This is a genomic window from Pseudomonas sp. B20(2017) (assembly GCF_002113125.1).
In the GTDB taxonomy this organism is placed as follows: Bacteria; Pseudomonadota; Gammaproteobacteria; order Pseudomonadales; family Pseudomonadaceae; genus Aquipseudomonas.
Map to the genome: position 1 here is coordinate 43184 of NZ_NEJP01000011.1, position 16624 is coordinate 59807.

The window sequence follows — 16624 nt, forward strand, 5'->3', positions numbered from 1 at the left end:
TTCCGTGTACTTCAGAGGTTTGAGGAGTGATCTCATGAGTTTTCTGCGCAACATGGCCGGCCTGCTGCTCGGCAGCGCGCTGCTGTGCAACGCGGCATCTGCGCTGGCCGGCGGCAGCTACGCGATGACGGTGTACGGCGAGGCGCCGAAATACCCCGCCGGTTTCCAGCACTTCGATTTCGTCAATCCCGACGCCCCCAAGGGCGGCTCGCTCAGCCGCGCTTCGATGGAGATCGGTCAGTACAACTACATCACTCCGTACGCCGATCAGGGCATTTCCGTGGTGCAGGTCAACGACTGGGTGTACTCGCCGCTGGCGTTCCGCTCGCTGGACGAGCCCTACACCGTCTACGGTCTGGTGGCGCAATCCATGGAGCGCGACCCCGGTGGCCTGTGGGTGCGTTTCAACCTGAATCCCGAGGCACGCTTCGCCGATGGGACGCCGATCACCGCCGAGGACGTGCGCTACACCTTCGAGCTGTTGATGACCAAGGGCAGCCTGAGTTATCGCCAGCAATACGCCGATGTGCAGGACGTGCTGATCGAAGGCCCGCGACAGATTCGCTTCACCTTCAAGAACAACCTCAACCGCACCCTGGCGCTGGATCTGGCGTCGCTGCGGCCGGTGCCCGAGCACTGGTGGAAAACCCGCGACTTCGCCAACGGCGGCGGCTTCGAGCCTCCGCTGGGCAGCGGCCCGTACCGCGTGAGCAAGGTCGACGCGGGGCGCAGCATCGGCTTCCAGCGCGATCCGGATTGGTGGGGCAAAGACCTGCCGGTCAGCCGCGGGATGTACAACTTCGACAGCCTGACCGTGAATTTCTACGGCGACACCGACGTCGCCCGGCAACTGCTGCAGGCCGGCGCGTTCGACTACAACCGCGAGTTTTCCTCGTCCGGCTATGTGGTCGGCTACGACAGCCCGGCCCTGCGCGACGGGCGCCTGCAACAGGCAATTCTCGCCCCGGACAAACCGACCAGCGCCCAGGGTTTTGTGTTCAACCTGCAGAACCCGCTGTTCAAGGATCGCCGGGTGCGCAAGGCGCTGAGCCTGCTGTGGGATTTCGAGTGGACCAACAAGCAAATGATGCGCGGCTTCTACGTGCGCCAGAACAGCTACTGGCCGAAGAGTGAAATGGCCGCCACCGCGCTGCCCGACGCCGGGGAGCTGGCGATCCTCGAACCGCTGCGCGGACAGATTCCGGACGAGGTTTTCAGCCGGGTCTATCAGGCGCCGAAAACCGATGGCAGCGGCTACATTCGCGACAAGCAGTTGCAGGCCCTGAAGCTGTTGGCCGAGGCCGGATGGACGCCGAAAAACAACCGTCTGGTGAACGCCGCCGGCGAGCCCTTCGAATTCACCTTCCTCGACGGCCAGGGCGGCTTCGACCGCATGCTGCTGCCGTACAAACGCACCCTGGCGCAGATCGGCATCACCCTCAATTTGCGACGTATCGATTCGGCGCAGTACATCAACCGGCTCAACGCCCGGGACTACGACATGATCGTCACCAGTTTCCCGCGCAGCGGCGATCCGATCGTCTCGCCGGGCCGCGAGCTGTACAGCCTGTATGCCTCACAAAGCGCCACGCAAGTCGGCAGCTCCAATTCGATGGTGTTGGCCGACCCTGCGGTGGACCGGCTGATCGACGGTCTGGTCCAGGCCAATACCCGCGACGCCATGGTGCGTTACGCCCGCGCCCTCGACCGGGTGCTGCAATGGGGTGACTACATGATTCCCAACTACTACTCCAAAGGCACGCCGACGGTGTTTCAGAACCGCTTCGGCAGGCCGTCGGTGCAACCGATTTACAGCGAAGGCCTCGACACCTGGTGGGAGGTCTCGGCCAAGCCGCTGACCAATCAGCAAATGAGTGCCCTGCACCAGCTCGCGGGGGGCCAGTGACATGTGGCGTTATCTGAGTCGACGTCTGTTGCTGATCATCCCGACGCTGCTGTGCATTCTGGTGGTCAACTTCGTCATCGTGCAGGCCGCGCCCGGCGGCCCGGTGGAACAGGCCATCGCTCGCCTGCAAGGCTTCGGCGGACACAGCATGGGCGGCGCCAGCGAAGTGACTGCGATCGGCGGGGCCGGACGCAGCAGCCGTGGCCTGGACCCGGCGCTGATCGAAGAGATCAAGCACCACTACGGTTTCGACAAACCGATGCACGAACGCCTGTGGCTGATGCTCAAGAACTACGCGCAACTGGACCTGGGCAGCAGTTTCTTTCGCGGTGCGAAGGTGACGGATCTGATCGTGCAGAAGCTACCGGTGTCGCTGTCCCTCGGGCTGTGGGCGACCTTGATCACCTACCTGATTTCTATCCCGCTGGGCATTCGCAAGGCGATCCGCAACGGCAGCGCGTTCGATGTCTGGAGCAGCACGGCGATCATCGTCGGTTACGCGATGCCGGCGTTTCTGTTCGCGATCCTGTTGATCGTGGTGTTCGCCGGGGGCAGCTACGTCAACTGGTTTCCGGTGCAAGGTCTGGTCTCGGACAATTTCGACAGCCTGAGCCTGTGGGGCAAGGTCGGCGACTACCTGTGGCACCTGGTGTTGCCGGTGACGGCGCTGGTGATCGGCGGTTTTGCGACGCTGACGATCCTGACCAAGAACAGCTTCCTCAACGAGATCAGCCGCCAGTACGTGATCACCGCGCGCGCCAAGGGCCTGACCGAAAGGCGCGTGCTCTACGGCCATGTGTTTCGCAACGCGATGCTGCTGGTGGTGGCCGGTGTGCCGTCGGCGTTGATCGAGGTGTTTTTCGCCGGCTCCCTGCTGATCGAAACCATCTTCAACCTCGACGGCCTCGGCCGCATGAGCTACGAAGCGGCGGTGTCTCGGGACTATCCGGTGGTGTTCGGCACGCTGTTCCTGTTCACCCTGTTCGGCCTGTTGATCAAGCTGATCGGCGACCTCTGCTACACCCTGCTCGACCCGCGCATCGACTTCTCGGCGAGGACTGCCTGATGTTCACACTCTCCCCTCTCGGCCGGCGGCGCATCGCGCAATTCAAGGCCAACCGTCGCGGGCGCTGGTCGCTGTGGCTGTTCGTCGGGCTGTGCCTGATCTGCCTCGGCGGTGAACTGATCGCCAACGACAAACCGCTGGTGATCCGCTACCACGACGCTTTTTACTTCCCGATCCTCAGCGATTATCAGGAAACCGATTTCGGCGGCGAACTGCCGTTCCAGCCGGATTACGCTAGCAATTACGTGCACAAACTGATCGAGGATCAGGGCGGCTGGATGCTGTTCCCGCCGATCCCGTTCAGCTACGACACGGTCAATTACGACCTCACTGAACCGGCGCCGAGTCCACCGTCCTCCAGCAACTGGCTGGGCACCGACGATCAGGCCCGGGACGTGTTGGCGCGGGTGATTTTCGGCACGCGGATTTCGATTCTGTTTGCGCTGATCCTCACCGCGGTCAGTGCGCTGGTCGGCATCGTCGCCGGGGCGTTGCAGGGTTATTACGGCGGCTGGGTCGACTTGCTCGGGCAACGGGTGCTGGAGATCTGGTCGGGGCTGCCGGTGCTGTACCTGCTGATCATTTTGTCCGGGTTCGTCTCGCCGAGTTTCTGGTGGCTGCTGGGGATCATGGCGCTGTTTTCCTGGCTGGCACTGGTGGACGTGGTGCGCGCCGAGTTTCTGCGCGGGCGCAGCCTGGAATACGTCAAGGCCGCGCGGGCCCTGGGCTTGACGGACAGCGAACTGATGCGCCGGCACATTCTGCCCAACGCCATGACCTCCACCCTCACCTACCTGCCGTTCATTCTGACCGGCGCCATCGCCACCCTCACCGCGCTGGATTTTCTCGGCTTCGGCATGCCCGCCGGCACCGCGTCGCTGGGGGAACTGATCGGCCAGGCCAAGCGCAATCTGCAAGCACCGTGGCTGGGGCTGACGGCGTTTTTTGCCCTGGCGCTGATTCTTTCCTTGCTGGTGTTTATCGGCGAAGCCTGCCGTGACGCGTTCGATCCGCGATCCTGATCCCCGGAGCTGAAATGACCGACAACCTGATTGAAATCCGCGACCTGCGCGTCGCCTTCGCCGGGCACGAAGTGGTGCACGGCGTGAACCTCGACATCCGCCGTGGCGAATGCCTGGCACTGGTCGGCGAGTCCGGCTCGGGCAAGTCGGTGACGGCGCACTCGATCCTGCGTTTGCTGCCGGCCAAGACCGTCAGCAGCACGGGCAGCATCCGCTACAACGGCGTGGATTTGCTGCACGCCAGCGACCAGCAAATGCGCGGCTTGCGCGGCAACCGCATCGCGATGATTTTCCAGGAGCCGATGACCTCGCTGAACCCGTTGCACACGGTGGAAAAACAGATCAGCGAAGTGCTGGAAATCCACAAGGGACTCAAGGGCCGCGCCGCGCGCCAGCGCACGCTGGAACTGCTGGAACTGGTCGGCATTCGCCAGCCGTTGCAGCGTTTGAAGGCCTATCCGCATCAGCTCTCCGGCGGCCAGCGGCAACGGGTGATGATCGCCATGGCGCTGGCCAACGAACCGGAATTGCTGATCGCCGATGAGCCGACCACAGCGCTGGACGTGACCGTGCAGCAGAAGATTCTCGAGCTGCTGATCGAGTTGCAGCAACGCCTCGGCATGTCGCTGCTGCTGATCAGTCACGACCTCAATCTGGTGCGGCGCATCGCCCAACGGGTGTGCGTGATGCGCCACGGGGAAATCGTCGAACAGGCCGATTGCGCAACGCTGTTCCGCACCCCGCAGCATCCCTACAGCCGCCTGCTGATCGAGGCGGAACCGTCGGGGGCACCGGTGCCGAGTCGCTACGATCACAACCTGCTGGAAGTGGATGATCTGAAAGTCTGGTTCCCGCTGCCCAAAGCGTTGTTCAGCCGCACCCAGGAATACATCAAGGCCGTGGACGGCGTGAGTTTCCGTCTGCAACGGGGCAAGACCCTGGGCATTGTCGGCGAGTCCGGATCGGGCAAGTCGACGCTGGGCCAGGCGATTCTGCGGCTGGTGGAATCCGAGGGCGATATTCGGTTCGGCAACAAGCAACTGAGCCTGCTCAATCAGCGTTTGATGCGCCCGTTGCGCCGGCAGATCCAGGTGGTGTTCCAGGACCCGTTCGGCAGCCTCAGCCCTCGGATGTCGGTGCAACAGATCATCGCCGAAGGCCTGCTGACCCACGGCATCGGCACGCCCGAAGAGCGTGAGGCAGCGGTGATCCGTGTGCTGGAGGAAGTCGGCCTCGACCCGCAGAGCCGCCATCGCTATCCCCACGAATTCTCCGGCGGCCAGCGCCAGCGCATTTCCATCGCACGGGCGCTGGTGCTGGAACCGGCGCTGATTCTGCTCGACGAACCGACCTCGGCGCTGGATCGCACGGTGCAGAAACAGGTGGTGGAATTATTGCGGCAGTTGCAGATCCGCCATGGCTTGACGTACCTGTTCATCAGCCATGACCTGGCGGTGGTGCATGCGCTGGCGCACGATTTGATGGTGATCAAGGACGGCAAGGTGGTGGAACAGGGAGCGTCGCGCCAGATTTTTGCGGCGCCGCAGCATGCCTATACCCAGGAACTCCTGAAAGCCTCCGGCCTGAAGCCTGACAAAGATCCCTGTGGGAGCGAGCTTGCTCGCGAAGGCGTCGGATCAGTCAGCATTTATGTGGCTGACACACCGTATTCGCGAGCAAGCTCGCTCCCACAGGGGTAATCGATGGGGTTTGAAGTTTATTTTCCGGCCACTGCATCCAAACGCCTCCGTCACGGGTAGTCCCTGTAACAGCCCTCTTTCGGCTGTCAGCCGTTTACCCTTTTCGGAGAAGCACTGATGAACATCACCCAACTGATTGGCCTCACCGGTTTGCTCGCCGTCGCCTCGACAAGCTTTGCCCAAAGCAGTTATCCCGACGCGATCAAGGTGCCGGACGGCCACAAGATCGCAATGGAAACCACCGGGGTCGGCGAGATCACCTACGAATGCCGGGACAAGGCCAATGTCGCCGGCCAGACCGAGTGGGTGTTCGTCGGCCCGAAAGCGGTGCTCAACGATCGCAGCGGCAAACAGGTCGGCACCTACTTCGGCCCGCCCGCTACCTGGCAGGCGCAGGACGGCTCGAAAGTCACCGGCACGCAACTGGCCGTAGCACCGTCGAGCCCGGGCAACCTGCCCTATCAACTGGTCAAGGCCAACCCCGCCGAAGGCAAAGGCGCCATGAGCGGCGTGAGCTACATCCAGCGCGTCGCGCTCAAGGGCGGCGTGGCGCCGGGCAGCGAATGCACGGCTGCGAACAAGGGTAAACAGGAAGTGGTGAAGTACCAGGCCGACTACATTTTCTGGGCGGCGAACTGAACCCGGCCCGTGGGAGCGAGCCTGCTCGCGAGGCGTCACGTCAGTCAGCATCAACTTCAATGAGGTAACGCTTTCGTCGGATCGCCGCCCGGATCAAGCTCCCTCCCATGCGGATCGCGGTGTTGCCTGGATGTTTTGGTGAGGTTTGCTAGATTGCAGGACATGCCATTACCCGAAACCGCGTTCGATTACGAAGCCCGCCTCGCCGCCTGTGCCCGCGGCGAGCGCGGGGCCCTGCGCGAATTGTATGTGCAGGAAAGTCCGCGCCTGCTCGGTGTGGCCCGGCGTCTGGTGCGTGATACGGCGCTGGCCGAAGACATCGTTCACGATGCATTCCTGAAAATCTGGGCCGGCGCGGCGAGTTTCGATCCGGCGCGCGGTTCGGCCCGGGGCTGGATGTTCAGCGTGACCCGGCATCTGGCGCTGAATGTGTTGCGCAATCACGACCGTGAAACCCCGCTGAACGACAGCAACGAATCACCCGCGAGTGATGACGACTTCGATGCGCTGGCGCAATCGACCCGCATCCATCGCTGCCTGCATCAACTGGAACCGCAACGCCGCCGCTGCATCCTTCACGCCTACGTCGACGGTTTCAGCCACGCGCAGATCGCCCAGCGCCTCGACACGCCGCTGGGCACCGTCAAAGCCTGGATCAAACGCAGCCTCAATGCGTTGCGGGAGTGCATGGGATGACCACCGAATCGGCGCAGGAACGCGATGAACTGGCCAGCGAATACGTGCTCGGCACCCTCTCGGCCGAAGCGCGCGCCGAAGTGCAACGGCGCTTGCCCAACGAGCCCGAGCTGCAAGCGGCGGTGGATGCGTGGGAGCGGCGTCTGCTGGAGCTGACGGACCTCGCCCCGGCGCATCAGCCCTCGTCGCAGCTGTGGCAACGCATCGAACGCAGTGTCGGGCAACTCACCCACAAGAGGGTGCCAGAGATTTCATGGTGGAATCGCCTGTCGCTGTGGCGCGGTTTGAGCGCTGCCGGGCTGGCCGCGACTTTGTTGCTGGGTTCGATCCTGTTGACCCAGACCACACCGAAACCGAGCTTTCTGGTGGTGCTGGTCGCCCCGCAGGACAAGGCGCCGGGCTGGGTGATCCAGGCCAGCAGTCCGCGGGAGATTCAGTTGATTCCGCTGGGCGTGGTCGAGGTGCCGGCCGACAAGGCTCTGGAGTTCTGGACCAAGGCCGACGGCTGGCAGGGTCCGGTGTCGCTGGGGCTGGTCAAACCGGGCCAGGCGCTATCGATCCCGCTGGACAAGCTGCCGCCGCTGCAACCGAACCAGTTGTTCGAGCTGACGCTGGAAGGCGCCAACGGCTCGCCGATCGGCAAACCCACCGGGCCGATCCAGGCGATTGGCCGCGCGGTGAAGGTGTTGTGACAAACCATCATCGGCGTCGATGTTCACCATCACGTCAATGAAGTTCTCTTAAAAAATCCCGGGCGTAACATCGGCTCCATACCAAACAAACAACACCCCCGGAGCACACCATCATGAAACGCCAAGTCATCCTCAGCATTGCCCTTTCGGTTCTGGCCTTCAACGCATTTGCCGCCAAACCGGCCCACACCATGATCGCCGAAGGCGGTTCGGATCGTCTGATTGAACGTCGCGTCGCTGAAGGTGGCTCGGATCGTCTGATCGAGCGTCGCGTTGCCGAAGGTGGTTCGGATCGTCTGATCGAGCGTCGCGTTGCCGAAGGTGGCTCGGATCGTCTGATCGAACGTCGCGTTGCCGAAGGCGGTTCGGATCGTCTGATCGAACGTCGCGTTGCCGAAGGTGGTTCGGATCGTCTGATCGAACGTCGCGTTGCCGAAGGTGGCTCGGATCGTCTGATCGAACGTCGCGTTGCCGAAGGTGGCTCGGATCGTCTGATCGAACGTCGCGTTGCCGAAGGTGGCTCGGATCGTCTGATCGAACGTCGCGTTGCCGAAGGTGGCTCGGATCGTCTGATCGAACGTCGCGTTGCCGAAGGTGGCTCGGATCGTCTGATCGAACGTCGCGTTGCCGAAGGTGGCTCGGATCGTCTGATCGAACGTCGCGTTGCCTGAATGAATGGCTTGACCGCAACAACCCAGAAAAAACCCGGCTCCCGTCAGCCGGGTTTTTTTATGCCTTTTTGATCGTCCTCAGCCTTTGGCCATGCAGCGCCGATAGCGCTCGTCGACCCGTTTGGCAAACCAGGCCGTGGTCAGTTTGCGGGTGATCTTCGGGCTCTGCAGCACGATGCCCGGCAACACCGCACGGGGCAGTGACTTGCCTTCCGCACGCTCCGCCAGCTCGAAGACCCGCTGATACAGTTTCGTCTCCTCGAAGGTCAGGCTATCGCCCTTCTCCAGTTGATCGCGGATCACCGGATTGCGCATGCCCAGCGATTTGCCGAGGGTGCGCACCGCCAGTTCCGTGCTGCCCGGCATGATCGCGCCCGGGCGGATCAAGTCGCCATCCAGCGCCAGCGGAATGCCCGAAGCGCGGCTGACCGCGTTCTGAAACGCCGCATTGCGACTGGCATACCAGCCCGCGTTGAAGTCGGCGAAGCGGTACAGCGGCTCGCGATAACTCACCGGATAACCCAGCAAATGGGCGATGCCGAAATACATGCCGCCACGACGGGTGAACACTTCATGGCGAATCGTCCCGTCCACCGGGTACGGATAGTCCTTGGCATGCTGCTCGGCGAATTCGATGCTGACCTGCATCGGCCCGCCGGTGTGCACCGGGTTGAAACCGCTGAACAGCGTGCGGCCCATCGGCACCGAGCCGATGAAGTCATCGAAAATCGCGCTCAATTCCTTTTCGCTGCGGGCGGCGCTCAGGCGTTCGCTGTAGGTCTTGCCGTTGGGCGAACGCACCTGCAAGGCGCCGCTGACCAACAGGCTCGGGATATGCACCTTGGCGGCGCGGCGGTCGATTTCGTCACGGGCGATCTTGCCCAGGCCGGGCACCGGTGGATCGACCTGGAAAGTGGATTCCTGCTCGGCGACGGCCAGCACCGAACACAGGTTTTGCGTGGTCGGGCTGATGCCCTGGGCGGCGAACGCGGCGTAGATATCGGTGGCCCAGCCCTGGCGGTCGACGGTTTTTGCCGGCAGCAGGCGCACGATCTGCGCCTTGACCTCGGCGGACGGGCGCGGCGCCGGTTCGATGCTGCGTTGACCGGCGCAACCGGCCAGCACCAGCAGCGCGGCGAGGCTGACGAATAATCGAGGGGTGTGCATAACGCTTCATCCAGTCCGTTGAGCCGGGTTAACCCTACGCGCAATCGCAGGGTGCAGGATAGGACTGCGGGCCGGCGGCGCTGTTCCATCGTCCCGTTTGGCAGGCCGACTGGCCGCCCTCGCCGTCTGATCCATACTTGCTGCTGCACACTCAGTGGCAAGCCTCAGGTCAGGACACGCGAAGGAGGACAGACCATGAACCGCAGTGATGTTCTGATCATCGGCGCAGGCCCCACCGGACTGGTGCTGGCCCTGTGGCTGAGCAAACTGGGCGTACGCGTGCGCATCATCGACAAGAGCTCCGCCCCCGGCACCACTTCACGGGCGCTGGCGGTGCAGGCGCGCACCCTTGAGCTGTACCGGCAACTGGACCTGGCCGACGCGGTGGTGCGCAACGGTCACCGGGTGGCAGCCGCGAACTTCTGGGTCAAGGGCAAACCGGTGGCGCAGCTACCGCTGAACCGGATCGGCGAAGGCCTGACGCCCTATGCCTTTCTGGAAATGTACCCGCAGGACGAACACGAGCGACTGTTGATCGACCGCCTCGAAGACTACGACGTGACCGTCGAGCGCAACACCACGCTGGAGAGTTTCACCGAGAATGGCGACGGCCTCACCGCGCATTTGCGCCTGCCGGATGGCGAGCAGGAAATCTGCCAGGCCTGCTATCTGGCCGGATGCGATGGAGCCCGTTCGGTCGTGCGCAAAACCCTCGACACCGGTTTTCCCGGCGGCACTTATCAGCAGATTTTCTATGTCGCGGATGTGCAGGCCAGCGGCCCGGCGCTCAACGGCGAGTTGCATCTGGATCTGGACGAAGCGGATTTTCTGGCGGTGTTCCCGCTGGCCGGCGAAGGCCGTGCGCGGCTGATCGGCACCGTGCGCGACGAACGCGCTGATCGCGCCGAAACCCTGGAATTTTCCGATGTCAGCAATCGCGCCATCGAACACTTGAACGTGCACATCGAGGACGTCAACTGGTTCTCCACCTACCGCGTGCATCACCGGGTGGCGGATCACTTTCGCCAGGGCCGGGCGTTCCTGCTCGGCGATGCGGCGCACGTACACAGCCCGGCCGGCGGTCAGGGCATGAACACCGGCATCGGCGATGCGATCAATCTGGCGTGGAAACTCGCGGCAGTGCTCGGCGGCGCGGCCACGCCCAAACTGCTCGACAGCTACGAAACCGAGCGCATCGCCTTCGCCCGGCGACTGGTGTCGACCACCGACAAGGTCTTCAGCTTCGTCACCGCCGAAGGCCGCATGGCCGACCTGTTGCGCACACGGCTGGCGCCATTCCTGATTCCGAAAATGGCCTCATTCGAGACCAGCCGCGAATTCCTGTTTCGCACCGTCTCGCAAATCACCGTCAACTATCGGGGCATGGCGCTGAGCGAAGGCGTGGCCGGGCACGTCCACGGCGGTGACCGCTTGCCGTGGGCCCATGATGGCGAGGGGGACAATTACGAGCCGTTGCGCCAGCCGTGCTGGCAGGTGCATGTGTACGGCGACACCAGCGACGAGATGATCGCCTGGTGCAATGAACATCACTTGCCGCTGCACGTGTTCGACTGGCGTCCGGCGTTTGAAACGGCAGGGCTGGGGCGCAACGGCTTTTACCTGCTGCGCCCTGATACTTACGTAGCGATTGCCGACAACAGCGCGGATCCGAAGGTGATCGAACGGTACTTCCGTGATCACGGGATCCGGCCGTTTTTCACCTGATTCAGAACACCACAAACCACTGTGGGAGCGAGCTTGCTCGCGATAGCGGTCTGTCAGTCAATGCAGGGTTGTCTGATACGCCGATATCGCGAGCAAGCTCGCTCCCACATTGGGTTTTGCGGTGTTGCTTAGATCCCGGCCAGGGCCAGGTCCATCGCAAAGTAGGTGAAGATCAGATCCGCACCCGCGCGCTTGATCGCGCCGAGGCTTTCGCGCACCACGCGATCTTCGTCGATGGCCCCGGCCTGGGCGCCGAACTTGATCATCGCGTATTCGCCGCTGACCTGATACGCCGCCAACGGCAGGGTCGAGGCTTCGCGGATGTCGCGGATGATGTCCAGGTACGCGCCGGCCGGTTTGACCATCAGTGCGTCGGCGCCTTCCTGCTCGTCGAGCAACGATTCGCGCAGGGCTTCGCGGCGGTTCATCGGGTTCATCTGATAGCTTTTGCGATCGCCTTTCAGCGCGCTGCCGCCAGCCTCGCGGAACGGGCCGTAGAGCGCCGAGGCGAATTTGGTCGAGTAGGCCATGATCGGAATCTGCGTGAAGCCGGCATCGTCCAGCGCCCGGCGAATCGCCCGCACCTGGCCGTCCATCGCCGCCGACGGTGCGATCACGTCAGCACCGGCACGGGCTGCTGCCACTGCCTGCTTGCCGAGGTTGATCAGGGTCTGGTCGTTGTCGACTTCATGGTTGTGCATCACGCCGCAATGGCCGTGGTCGGTGTACTCGCAGAAGCAGGTGTCGGACATCACGATCATTTCCGGCACGGCGTCCTTGGCGATCCGCGACATGCGCGACACCAGCCCGTTTTCGCGCCAGGTGTCGCTGCCGCTGGCGTCCAGGTGATGGGACACGCCAAACGTCATCACCGACTTGATCCCGGCACGGGCATAACGCTCGATCTCGCCGGCCAGTTTGCGCTCGGGAATACGCATCACGCCGGGCATGCTCTTGATCGGCACGAAGTCGTCGATCTCTTCTTCGACGAAGATCGGCAGCACCAGATCGTTGAGGGAAAACTCGGTTTCCTGGAACAGGCTGCGCAGGCTCGCATTGCGGCGCAGACGGCGTGGACGTGCTTCGGGGAACTGACTGGACATGGGGCCTTTCCTGAAAACAGCGGATGAGACGAAAGTCGTAGGGGGCGAAGCTTATGCCTTGCGGGGGACGGGGTACAAACCTGGATCAATCAACAGTGCATTACCCAGGACGCAATAATCCTCGTCGCGGTTCAACATACTTGTGGGAGCGAGCCTGCTCGCGATAGCGCCGTATCAGAAACAGAAGTGTTGGCTGACACAACGCTATCGCGAGCAGGCTCGCTCCCACAAAAGGTATGTGCCCAATCAGGACGGGATGGTCAGGCCGCGCACAACGGCCGGTCGCGCCAGGAAGCGCTCCAGCACCCGGGTGACGTTCGGGAAGTTGTTGATGCCGACCAGATCGCCCGCCTCGTAGAAGCCGATCAGGTTGCGCACCCACGGGAACGTGGCGATGTCGGCGATGGTGTAGCGCTCGCCCATGATCCAGTCGCGCCCTTCCAGGCGGGTGTTCAGGACGCTGAGCAGGCGGCGGCTTTCTTCGACGTAGCGGTCACGGGGACGCTTGTCTTCGTAGTCCTTGCCGGCGAATTTGTTGAAGAAACCGAGCTGGCCGAACATCGGGCCGATACCGCCCATCTGGAACATCAGCCACTGGATGGTTTCGTAGCGCAGCGCGCCTTCCTGGGCCAGCAACTGGCCGCTTTTGTCGGCGAGATAGATCAGGATCGCGCCGGATTCGAACAACGGCAGCGGTTTGTCCTCGGGGCCGTGAGGGTCGAGGATCGCCGGGATCTTGTTGTTCGGGTTAAGCGACAGGAATTCCGGAGACATCTGGTCATTGGTGTCGAAGCCCACGCGGTGCGGCTCGTAAGGTAGACCAATCTCTTCGAGCATGATCGAGACCTTGACGCCGTTGGGGGTCGGCAGGGAATAGAGCTGAATCCAGTCAGGGTACTGGGCCGGCCATTTCTGGGTGATCGGGAACGCGGACAGATCAGTCATGTGTAGCATCCAGTCACAAATTGAAAGCCCTGAGCATAATCCACCATCAACGCTCTGGCTCGGGTTCTTTGCGCCCTCGCCGGCAGGCTTACTTAAATCCGCAACATCCTGTGGTTAACCTCCCCTCCAACCACTCAGATTGAACGTTAAAGTGCGGCGCACTTGAAAGGATCGAACCAAACGGGCCTCAGGGGGCTCCAAGCAAGCCATTGATGACAGGGAAAACACCCGGCGCGCATGCACCGGTGCAGAGGTTTGTCAGCCTTAACCGAACAGACTGAAGAACCCTTAGCCCATGACGAACTTGATGAAACTCGCCAAACGTTTCAAACATCGCGCGTATGTGGCCCTGCCCACCCTGCTGGCGGTCAGCGCGCTGTTCCTGTCGCTGGAATCCAGCGAAAGCCGTGCGCAGCCAGTGGACGGCACCCAGACCCTGGTGTTCCTGCGCCATGCGGAGAAACCGGCCGGTGGTCTCGGTCAGCTCAATTGCCAGGGTTTGAACCGGGCGATTGACCTGTCGACCCTGCTGCCGGAAAAATTCGGCAAGGCCGACTATGTGTTCGCCGCCAACCCGACGCGCAATGTCGAGGAGGGCGAACTGGACAACTCCTACAGCTACATCCGGCCGCTGATGACCATCAGCCCGGCCGCGATCAAGCTCGGCCTGCCGGTGAACATCGAATTCTCGGCCAACGACACCAGCGATCTGGCCCGGGAGTTGACCGACGACAAGTACCACAACTCGACCATCTACACGGCGTGGTCACACGGCTACCTTCCTGAATTGATCAACAAGGTTGCCGGCAATGCGGTGGGCGGGAAGCAGAAGATCACCGAGGATTGGGAATCCAGCGATTACGACTCGCTGTATGTGCTGACCCTGACCTGGCACAACGGCAAGGCCAGCCTGCAGAGCCACAGCTACAAACAGGGGCTGGATAACGGGCAGGAAAGCTGTCCGACCTGAGTCATCCTTCGTCTGGGACAGCCCCATCGTCGGATCACCGCCCGGACCAAGCCTGCTCCCACAGGGTTTAAGGCGCTGCACGAATATCATGTACATCCGCGATACCTGTGGGAGCGGGCTCGCCCGCGATGAGGCCGGCAGAAGCACCATCAATTTTGCTGATTCACTCGCTCACGCAAGTACTCGATAACGGCCTGCCGCTCCCCCGCAAACTCGATCCGCCCGCCCTTCTTCTCGCGCTGAAACACATACATCGGGTCGTAATACTCGCGCAGCAAACCCTCGATCCACGCGCGGTGCAAATCCACCGCGCCGCTGCGGCCCTGCTGCACCAGCGCTTCTTCCATCAGAAGCAGCATCCTTTGGTGCCGCTCCCCGCCCAGGCGCTTCTGCACATTGTCCAGGCTGGCCAGCAGTCGCTCGGAAAACAGCGCAAAGCCTTCGTCCCCATGCACGGCGCTGAACTCGGCGGACAAATCCACCACGTAATCGCGCAGGATCCGTTCGACACGGTTTTCAAAACTGTCCTCCAGCCAGACCATCGGGTATTGCTGCATGCCCTGATACAGCGGCAACGGTAACGCGCAGCTGCCCACCACCCGGCTTTCATCCTCAAGTACAAACTGATCAATGCCGGCGGCACGTTTTTTCAGGAAGTCGATGGCCAGCCGGTTCTCGAAATCGATGTTCGACGGCTGACCGGTGGCGCGCTTGCCGAAGCTGGAGCCCCGGTGATTGGCATGACCTTCCAGATCCACGCTGTTGCGCAGTTGCGCCAGCACTTCGGTCTTGCCGGTGCCGGTCATGCCGCCCAGCAGCACGAAATCGCACTGGGCCGTCGCCTGTTCAAGGGTGTCGATCAGAAAACCGCGCATCGCCTTGTAACCGCCGCCGATACGTGGGTAGTCAATGCCGGCTTCGTCCTTGAGCCACTGCTGCACGATCTGCGAACGCAGCCCACCACGAAAGCAATACAGATAACCCTCGGGATGCGCCCGGGCAAAATCCGCCCAGGCCTGAACACGTTCGGCCTTGACCGCCCCGGACACCAATTGATGGCCCAGTTCGATGGCGGCTTGCTGCCCGTGGTGCTTGTAGCAAGTACCGATTCGCTGACGTTCGATGTCGTTCATCAGTGGCAGGTTGACCACACCGGGAAACGCGCCTTTGTGAAATTCGACCGGCGCGCGGGCATCCATCAGCGGTCGGTCGTTGAGGAAGATGTCGCGGTAATCGGTGAAGTCGACGGACATCAAACCACCTCGACCGCATGACTCTGTCGTTCGACCAGTTCGCCGATCGGCTCAAGTTCAAGACCCAGTTCGGCAGCGACACCAAGGAATTCGGCATTGCCTTCGGGAGTTACTGCAATCAACAGCCCGCCACTGGTCTGCGGGTCGCACAGCACTCGCTTGTGCAATTCCTGCACCCGCCCGACGCGGCTCGAATAACTGTCGAAATTGCGCAGAGTGCCGCCCGGCACGCAGCCCTGTTCGAGGTAATACTCGACGCTCGCCAGACGTGGCACCCGATCATAAAAAATGCGCGCCGTCAGATGACTGCCGTCGGCCATTTCCACCAGGTGTCCGAGCAGGCCGAAACCGGTGACATCGGTCATCGCGGTAACCCCGGCCAGTTTGCCGAATCGACTGCCAGGCTTGTTCAGCGTGCACATCCAGTCCCGGGCCAGTCCGATATCGGCGTTGCGCAACTTGCCCTTCTTCTCTGCCGTGGTGAGGATGCCGATGCCCAACGGTTTGGTCAGGTACAGCAGGCAACCAGCGGTGGCGGTGTCGTTGCGCTTCATGAAGCGTTTTTCGACCAGCCCGGTCACGGCCAGACCGAAGATCGGTTCCGGCGCATCGATCGAATGCCCGCCAGCCAATGGAATTCCCGCTTCATCGCACACCGCGCGCCCGCCGCGAATCACCTCCCGCGCCACTTCCGGCGCCAGCACGTTGACCGGCCAGCCGAGGATCGCAATCGCCATCAACGGATTGCCGCCCATGGCGTAGATATCGCTGATGGCATTGGTCGCGGCGATCCGGCCGAAATCGAACGGGTCATCGACGATCGGCATGAAAAAATCGGTGGTCGAGACCACCCCGCGCTCGGCATCGATTTCATACACCGCCGCATCATCGCGCGACGCGTTGCCGACCCACAGTTTCGGATCAAGGTTCTGCGCCCCGCTGCCGGCCAGAATCACCTCCAGCACCTTGGGCGAAATCTTGCAGCCGCAACCGGCGCCGTGGCTGTACTGGGTCAGACGGATGGGTTCGCTCATAGGGGGGCAGTCTCCGGAAAGTGATGGGACGGATT

15 protein-coding genes are annotated in these 16624 nt (G+C 62.4%); 10 read left to right on the plus strand and 5 right to left on the minus strand.

What is annotated here, in order from left to right:
• Positions 1-34: 34 nt before the first annotated feature.
• From CAF63_RS17015 to CAF63_RS17050, 8 genes are all read left to right on the plus strand, one after another.
• Positions 35-1906: an extracellular solute-binding protein gene (locus tag CAF63_RS17015; protein WP_085686621.1), complete on the plus strand. Its 1872-nt coding sequence runs from the start codon at positions 35-37 to the stop codon at positions 1904-1906.
• A gap of 1 nt (position 1907) precedes the next feature.
• Positions 1908-2972 (plus strand): microcin C ABC transporter permease YejB, encoded by a 1065-nt coding sequence (locus CAF63_RS17020; RefSeq protein WP_085686623.1) that lies wholly within the window; start codon positions 1908-1910, stop codon positions 2970-2972.
• On the plus strand, positions 2972-3994 hold the full coding sequence (locus CAF63_RS17025; protein ID WP_085686625.1) for an ABC transporter permease: 1023 nt from the start codon (positions 2972-2974) through the stop codon (positions 3992-3994). The genes CAF63_RS17020 and CAF63_RS17025 overlap by 1 nt, the downstream gene beginning before the upstream one ends.
• Positions 3995-4008: 14 nt before the next feature.
• Positions 4009-5694 (plus strand): ABC transporter ATP-binding protein, encoded by a 1686-nt coding sequence (locus CAF63_RS17030; RefSeq protein WP_085686627.1) that lies wholly within the window; start codon positions 4009-4011, stop codon positions 5692-5694.
• 117 nt (positions 5695-5811) lie between these two features.
• Positions 5812-6333 carry a DUF3455 domain-containing protein gene (locus CAF63_RS17035; RefSeq protein ID WP_085686629.1) on the plus strand — a complete coding sequence of 174 codons (522 nt, stop codon included), beginning with the start codon at positions 5812-5814 and terminating at the stop codon, positions 6331-6333.
• A 162-nt stretch (positions 6334-6495) separates the two neighbouring features.
• On the plus strand, positions 6496-7029 hold the full coding sequence (locus CAF63_RS17040; protein ID WP_085686631.1) for a sigma-70 family RNA polymerase sigma factor: 534 nt from the start codon (positions 6496-6498) through the stop codon (positions 7027-7029).
• Positions 7026-7721: an anti-sigma factor domain-containing protein gene (locus CAF63_RS17045; RefSeq protein WP_085686633.1), complete on the plus strand. Its 696-nt coding sequence runs from the start codon at positions 7026-7028 to the stop codon at positions 7719-7721. The genes CAF63_RS17040 and CAF63_RS17045 overlap by 4 nt, the downstream gene beginning before the upstream one ends.
• Before the next feature lie 113 nt (positions 7722-7834).
• A complete protein-coding gene (locus tag CAF63_RS17050) occupies positions 7835-8392 on the plus strand; it encodes a phage infection protein (protein ID WP_085722086.1) in 558 nt (185 codons plus the stop codon).
• A gap of 78 nt (positions 8393-8470) precedes the next feature.
• On the opposite strand, the gene CAF63_RS17055 is transcribed toward CAF63_RS17050, so the two are convergent.
• On the minus strand, positions 8471-9559 hold the full coding sequence (locus CAF63_RS17055; RefSeq protein ID WP_085686635.1) for a DUF1615 domain-containing protein: 1089 nt from the start codon (positions 9557-9559) through the stop codon (positions 8471-8473).
• A gap of 195 nt (positions 9560-9754) precedes the next feature.
• Between CAF63_RS17055 and CAF63_RS17060 the strand changes: the two genes are divergently transcribed.
• Positions 9755-11284, plus strand: a complete 1530-nt coding sequence (locus CAF63_RS17060) for an FAD-dependent oxidoreductase (protein ID WP_085686637.1) — start codon at positions 9755-9757, stop codon at positions 11282-11284.
• A gap of 128 nt (positions 11285-11412) precedes the next feature.
• Here CAF63_RS17060 and hemB read toward each other — a convergent pair whose 3' ends face one another.
• Positions 11413-12387 carry a porphobilinogen synthase gene (gene hemB / locus CAF63_RS17065; RefSeq protein ID WP_085686639.1) on the minus strand — a complete coding sequence of 325 codons (975 nt, stop codon included), beginning with the start codon at positions 12385-12387 and terminating at the stop codon, positions 11413-11415.
• Between the two features lie 246 nt (positions 12388-12633).
• Positions 12634-13332, minus strand: a complete 699-nt coding sequence (locus CAF63_RS17070) for a glutathione S-transferase family protein (RefSeq protein ID WP_039770231.1) — start codon at positions 13330-13332, stop codon at positions 12634-12636.
• Between the two features lie 295 nt (positions 13333-13627).
• Between CAF63_RS17070 and CAF63_RS17075 the strand changes: the two genes are divergently transcribed.
• Positions 13628-14302 carry a histidine phosphatase family protein gene (locus CAF63_RS17075; RefSeq protein WP_085686641.1) on the plus strand — a complete coding sequence of 225 codons (675 nt, stop codon included), beginning with the start codon at positions 13628-13630 and terminating at the stop codon, positions 14300-14302.
• Between the two features lie 149 nt (positions 14303-14451).
• Here the strand turns inward: CAF63_RS17075 and mnmH are convergent, their stop codons facing one another.
• The gene (mnmH, locus tag CAF63_RS17080; RefSeq protein WP_085686643.1) at positions 14452-15555 is read right to left on the minus strand and encodes a tRNA 2-selenouridine(34) synthase MnmH; all 1104 of its coding nucleotides are present in this window, start codon (positions 15553-15555) and stop codon (positions 14452-14454) included.
• Positions 15555-16589, minus strand: coding sequence for a selenide, water dikinase SelD (selD, locus tag CAF63_RS17085; protein ID WP_085686645.1), 1035 nt, complete (start codon positions 16587-16589; stop codon positions 15555-15557). The genes mnmH and selD overlap by 1 nt, the downstream gene beginning before the upstream one ends.
• Positions 16590-16624: the final 35 nt, after the last annotated feature.

What these genes read in the sequence shown, in the direction of transcription:
- CAF63_RS17015 (WP_085686621.1), top strand. Translation starts at nt 35, where the DNA reads ATGAGTTTTCTGCGCAACATGGCCGGCCTGCTGCTCGGCAGCGCGCTG.
- CAF63_RS17020 (WP_085686623.1), top strand. Translation starts at nt 1,908, where the DNA reads ATGTGGCGTTATCTGAGTCGACGTCTGTTGCTGATCATCCCGACGCTG.
- CAF63_RS17025 (WP_085686625.1), top strand. Translation starts at nt 2,972, where the DNA reads ATGTTCACACTCTCCCCTCTCGGCCGGCGGCGCATCGCGCAATTCAAG.
- CAF63_RS17030 (WP_085686627.1), top strand. Translation starts at nt 4,009, where the DNA reads ATGACCGACAACCTGATTGAAATCCGCGACCTGCGCGTCGCCTTCGCC.
- CAF63_RS17035 (WP_085686629.1), top strand. Translation starts at nt 5,812, where the DNA reads ATGAACATCACCCAACTGATTGGCCTCACCGGTTTGCTCGCCGTCGCC.
- CAF63_RS17040 (WP_085686631.1), top strand. Translation starts at nt 6,496, where the DNA reads ATGCCATTACCCGAAACCGCGTTCGATTACGAAGCCCGCCTCGCCGCC.
- CAF63_RS17045 (WP_085686633.1), top strand. Translation starts at nt 7,026, where the DNA reads ATGACCACCGAATCGGCGCAGGAACGCGATGAACTGGCCAGCGAATAC.
- CAF63_RS17050 (WP_085722086.1), top strand. Translation starts at nt 7,835, where the DNA reads ATGAAACGCCAAGTCATCCTCAGCATTGCCCTTTCGGTTCTGGCCTTC.
- CAF63_RS17055 (WP_085686635.1), bottom strand. Translation starts at nt 9,559, where the DNA reads ATGCACACCCCTCGATTATTCGTCAGCCTCGCCGCGCTGCTGGTGCTG.
- CAF63_RS17060 (WP_085686637.1), top strand. Translation starts at nt 9,755, where the DNA reads ATGAACCGCAGTGATGTTCTGATCATCGGCGCAGGCCCCACCGGACTG.
- hemB (WP_085686639.1), bottom strand. Translation starts at nt 12,387, where the DNA reads ATGTCCAGTCAGTTCCCCGAAGCACGTCCACGCCGTCTGCGCCGCAAT.
- CAF63_RS17070 (WP_039770231.1), bottom strand. Translation starts at nt 13,332, where the DNA reads ATGACTGATCTGTCCGCGTTCCCGATCACCCAGAAATGGCCGGCCCAG.
- CAF63_RS17075 (WP_085686641.1), top strand. Translation starts at nt 13,628, where the DNA reads ATGACGAACTTGATGAAACTCGCCAAACGTTTCAAACATCGCGCGTAT.
- mnmH (WP_085686643.1), bottom strand. Translation starts at nt 15,555, where the DNA reads ATGTCCGTCGACTTCACCGATTACCGCGACATCTTCCTCAACGACCGA.
- selD (WP_085686645.1), bottom strand. Translation starts at nt 16,589, where the DNA reads ATGAGCGAACCCATCCGTCTGACCCAGTACAGCCACGGCGCCGGTTGC.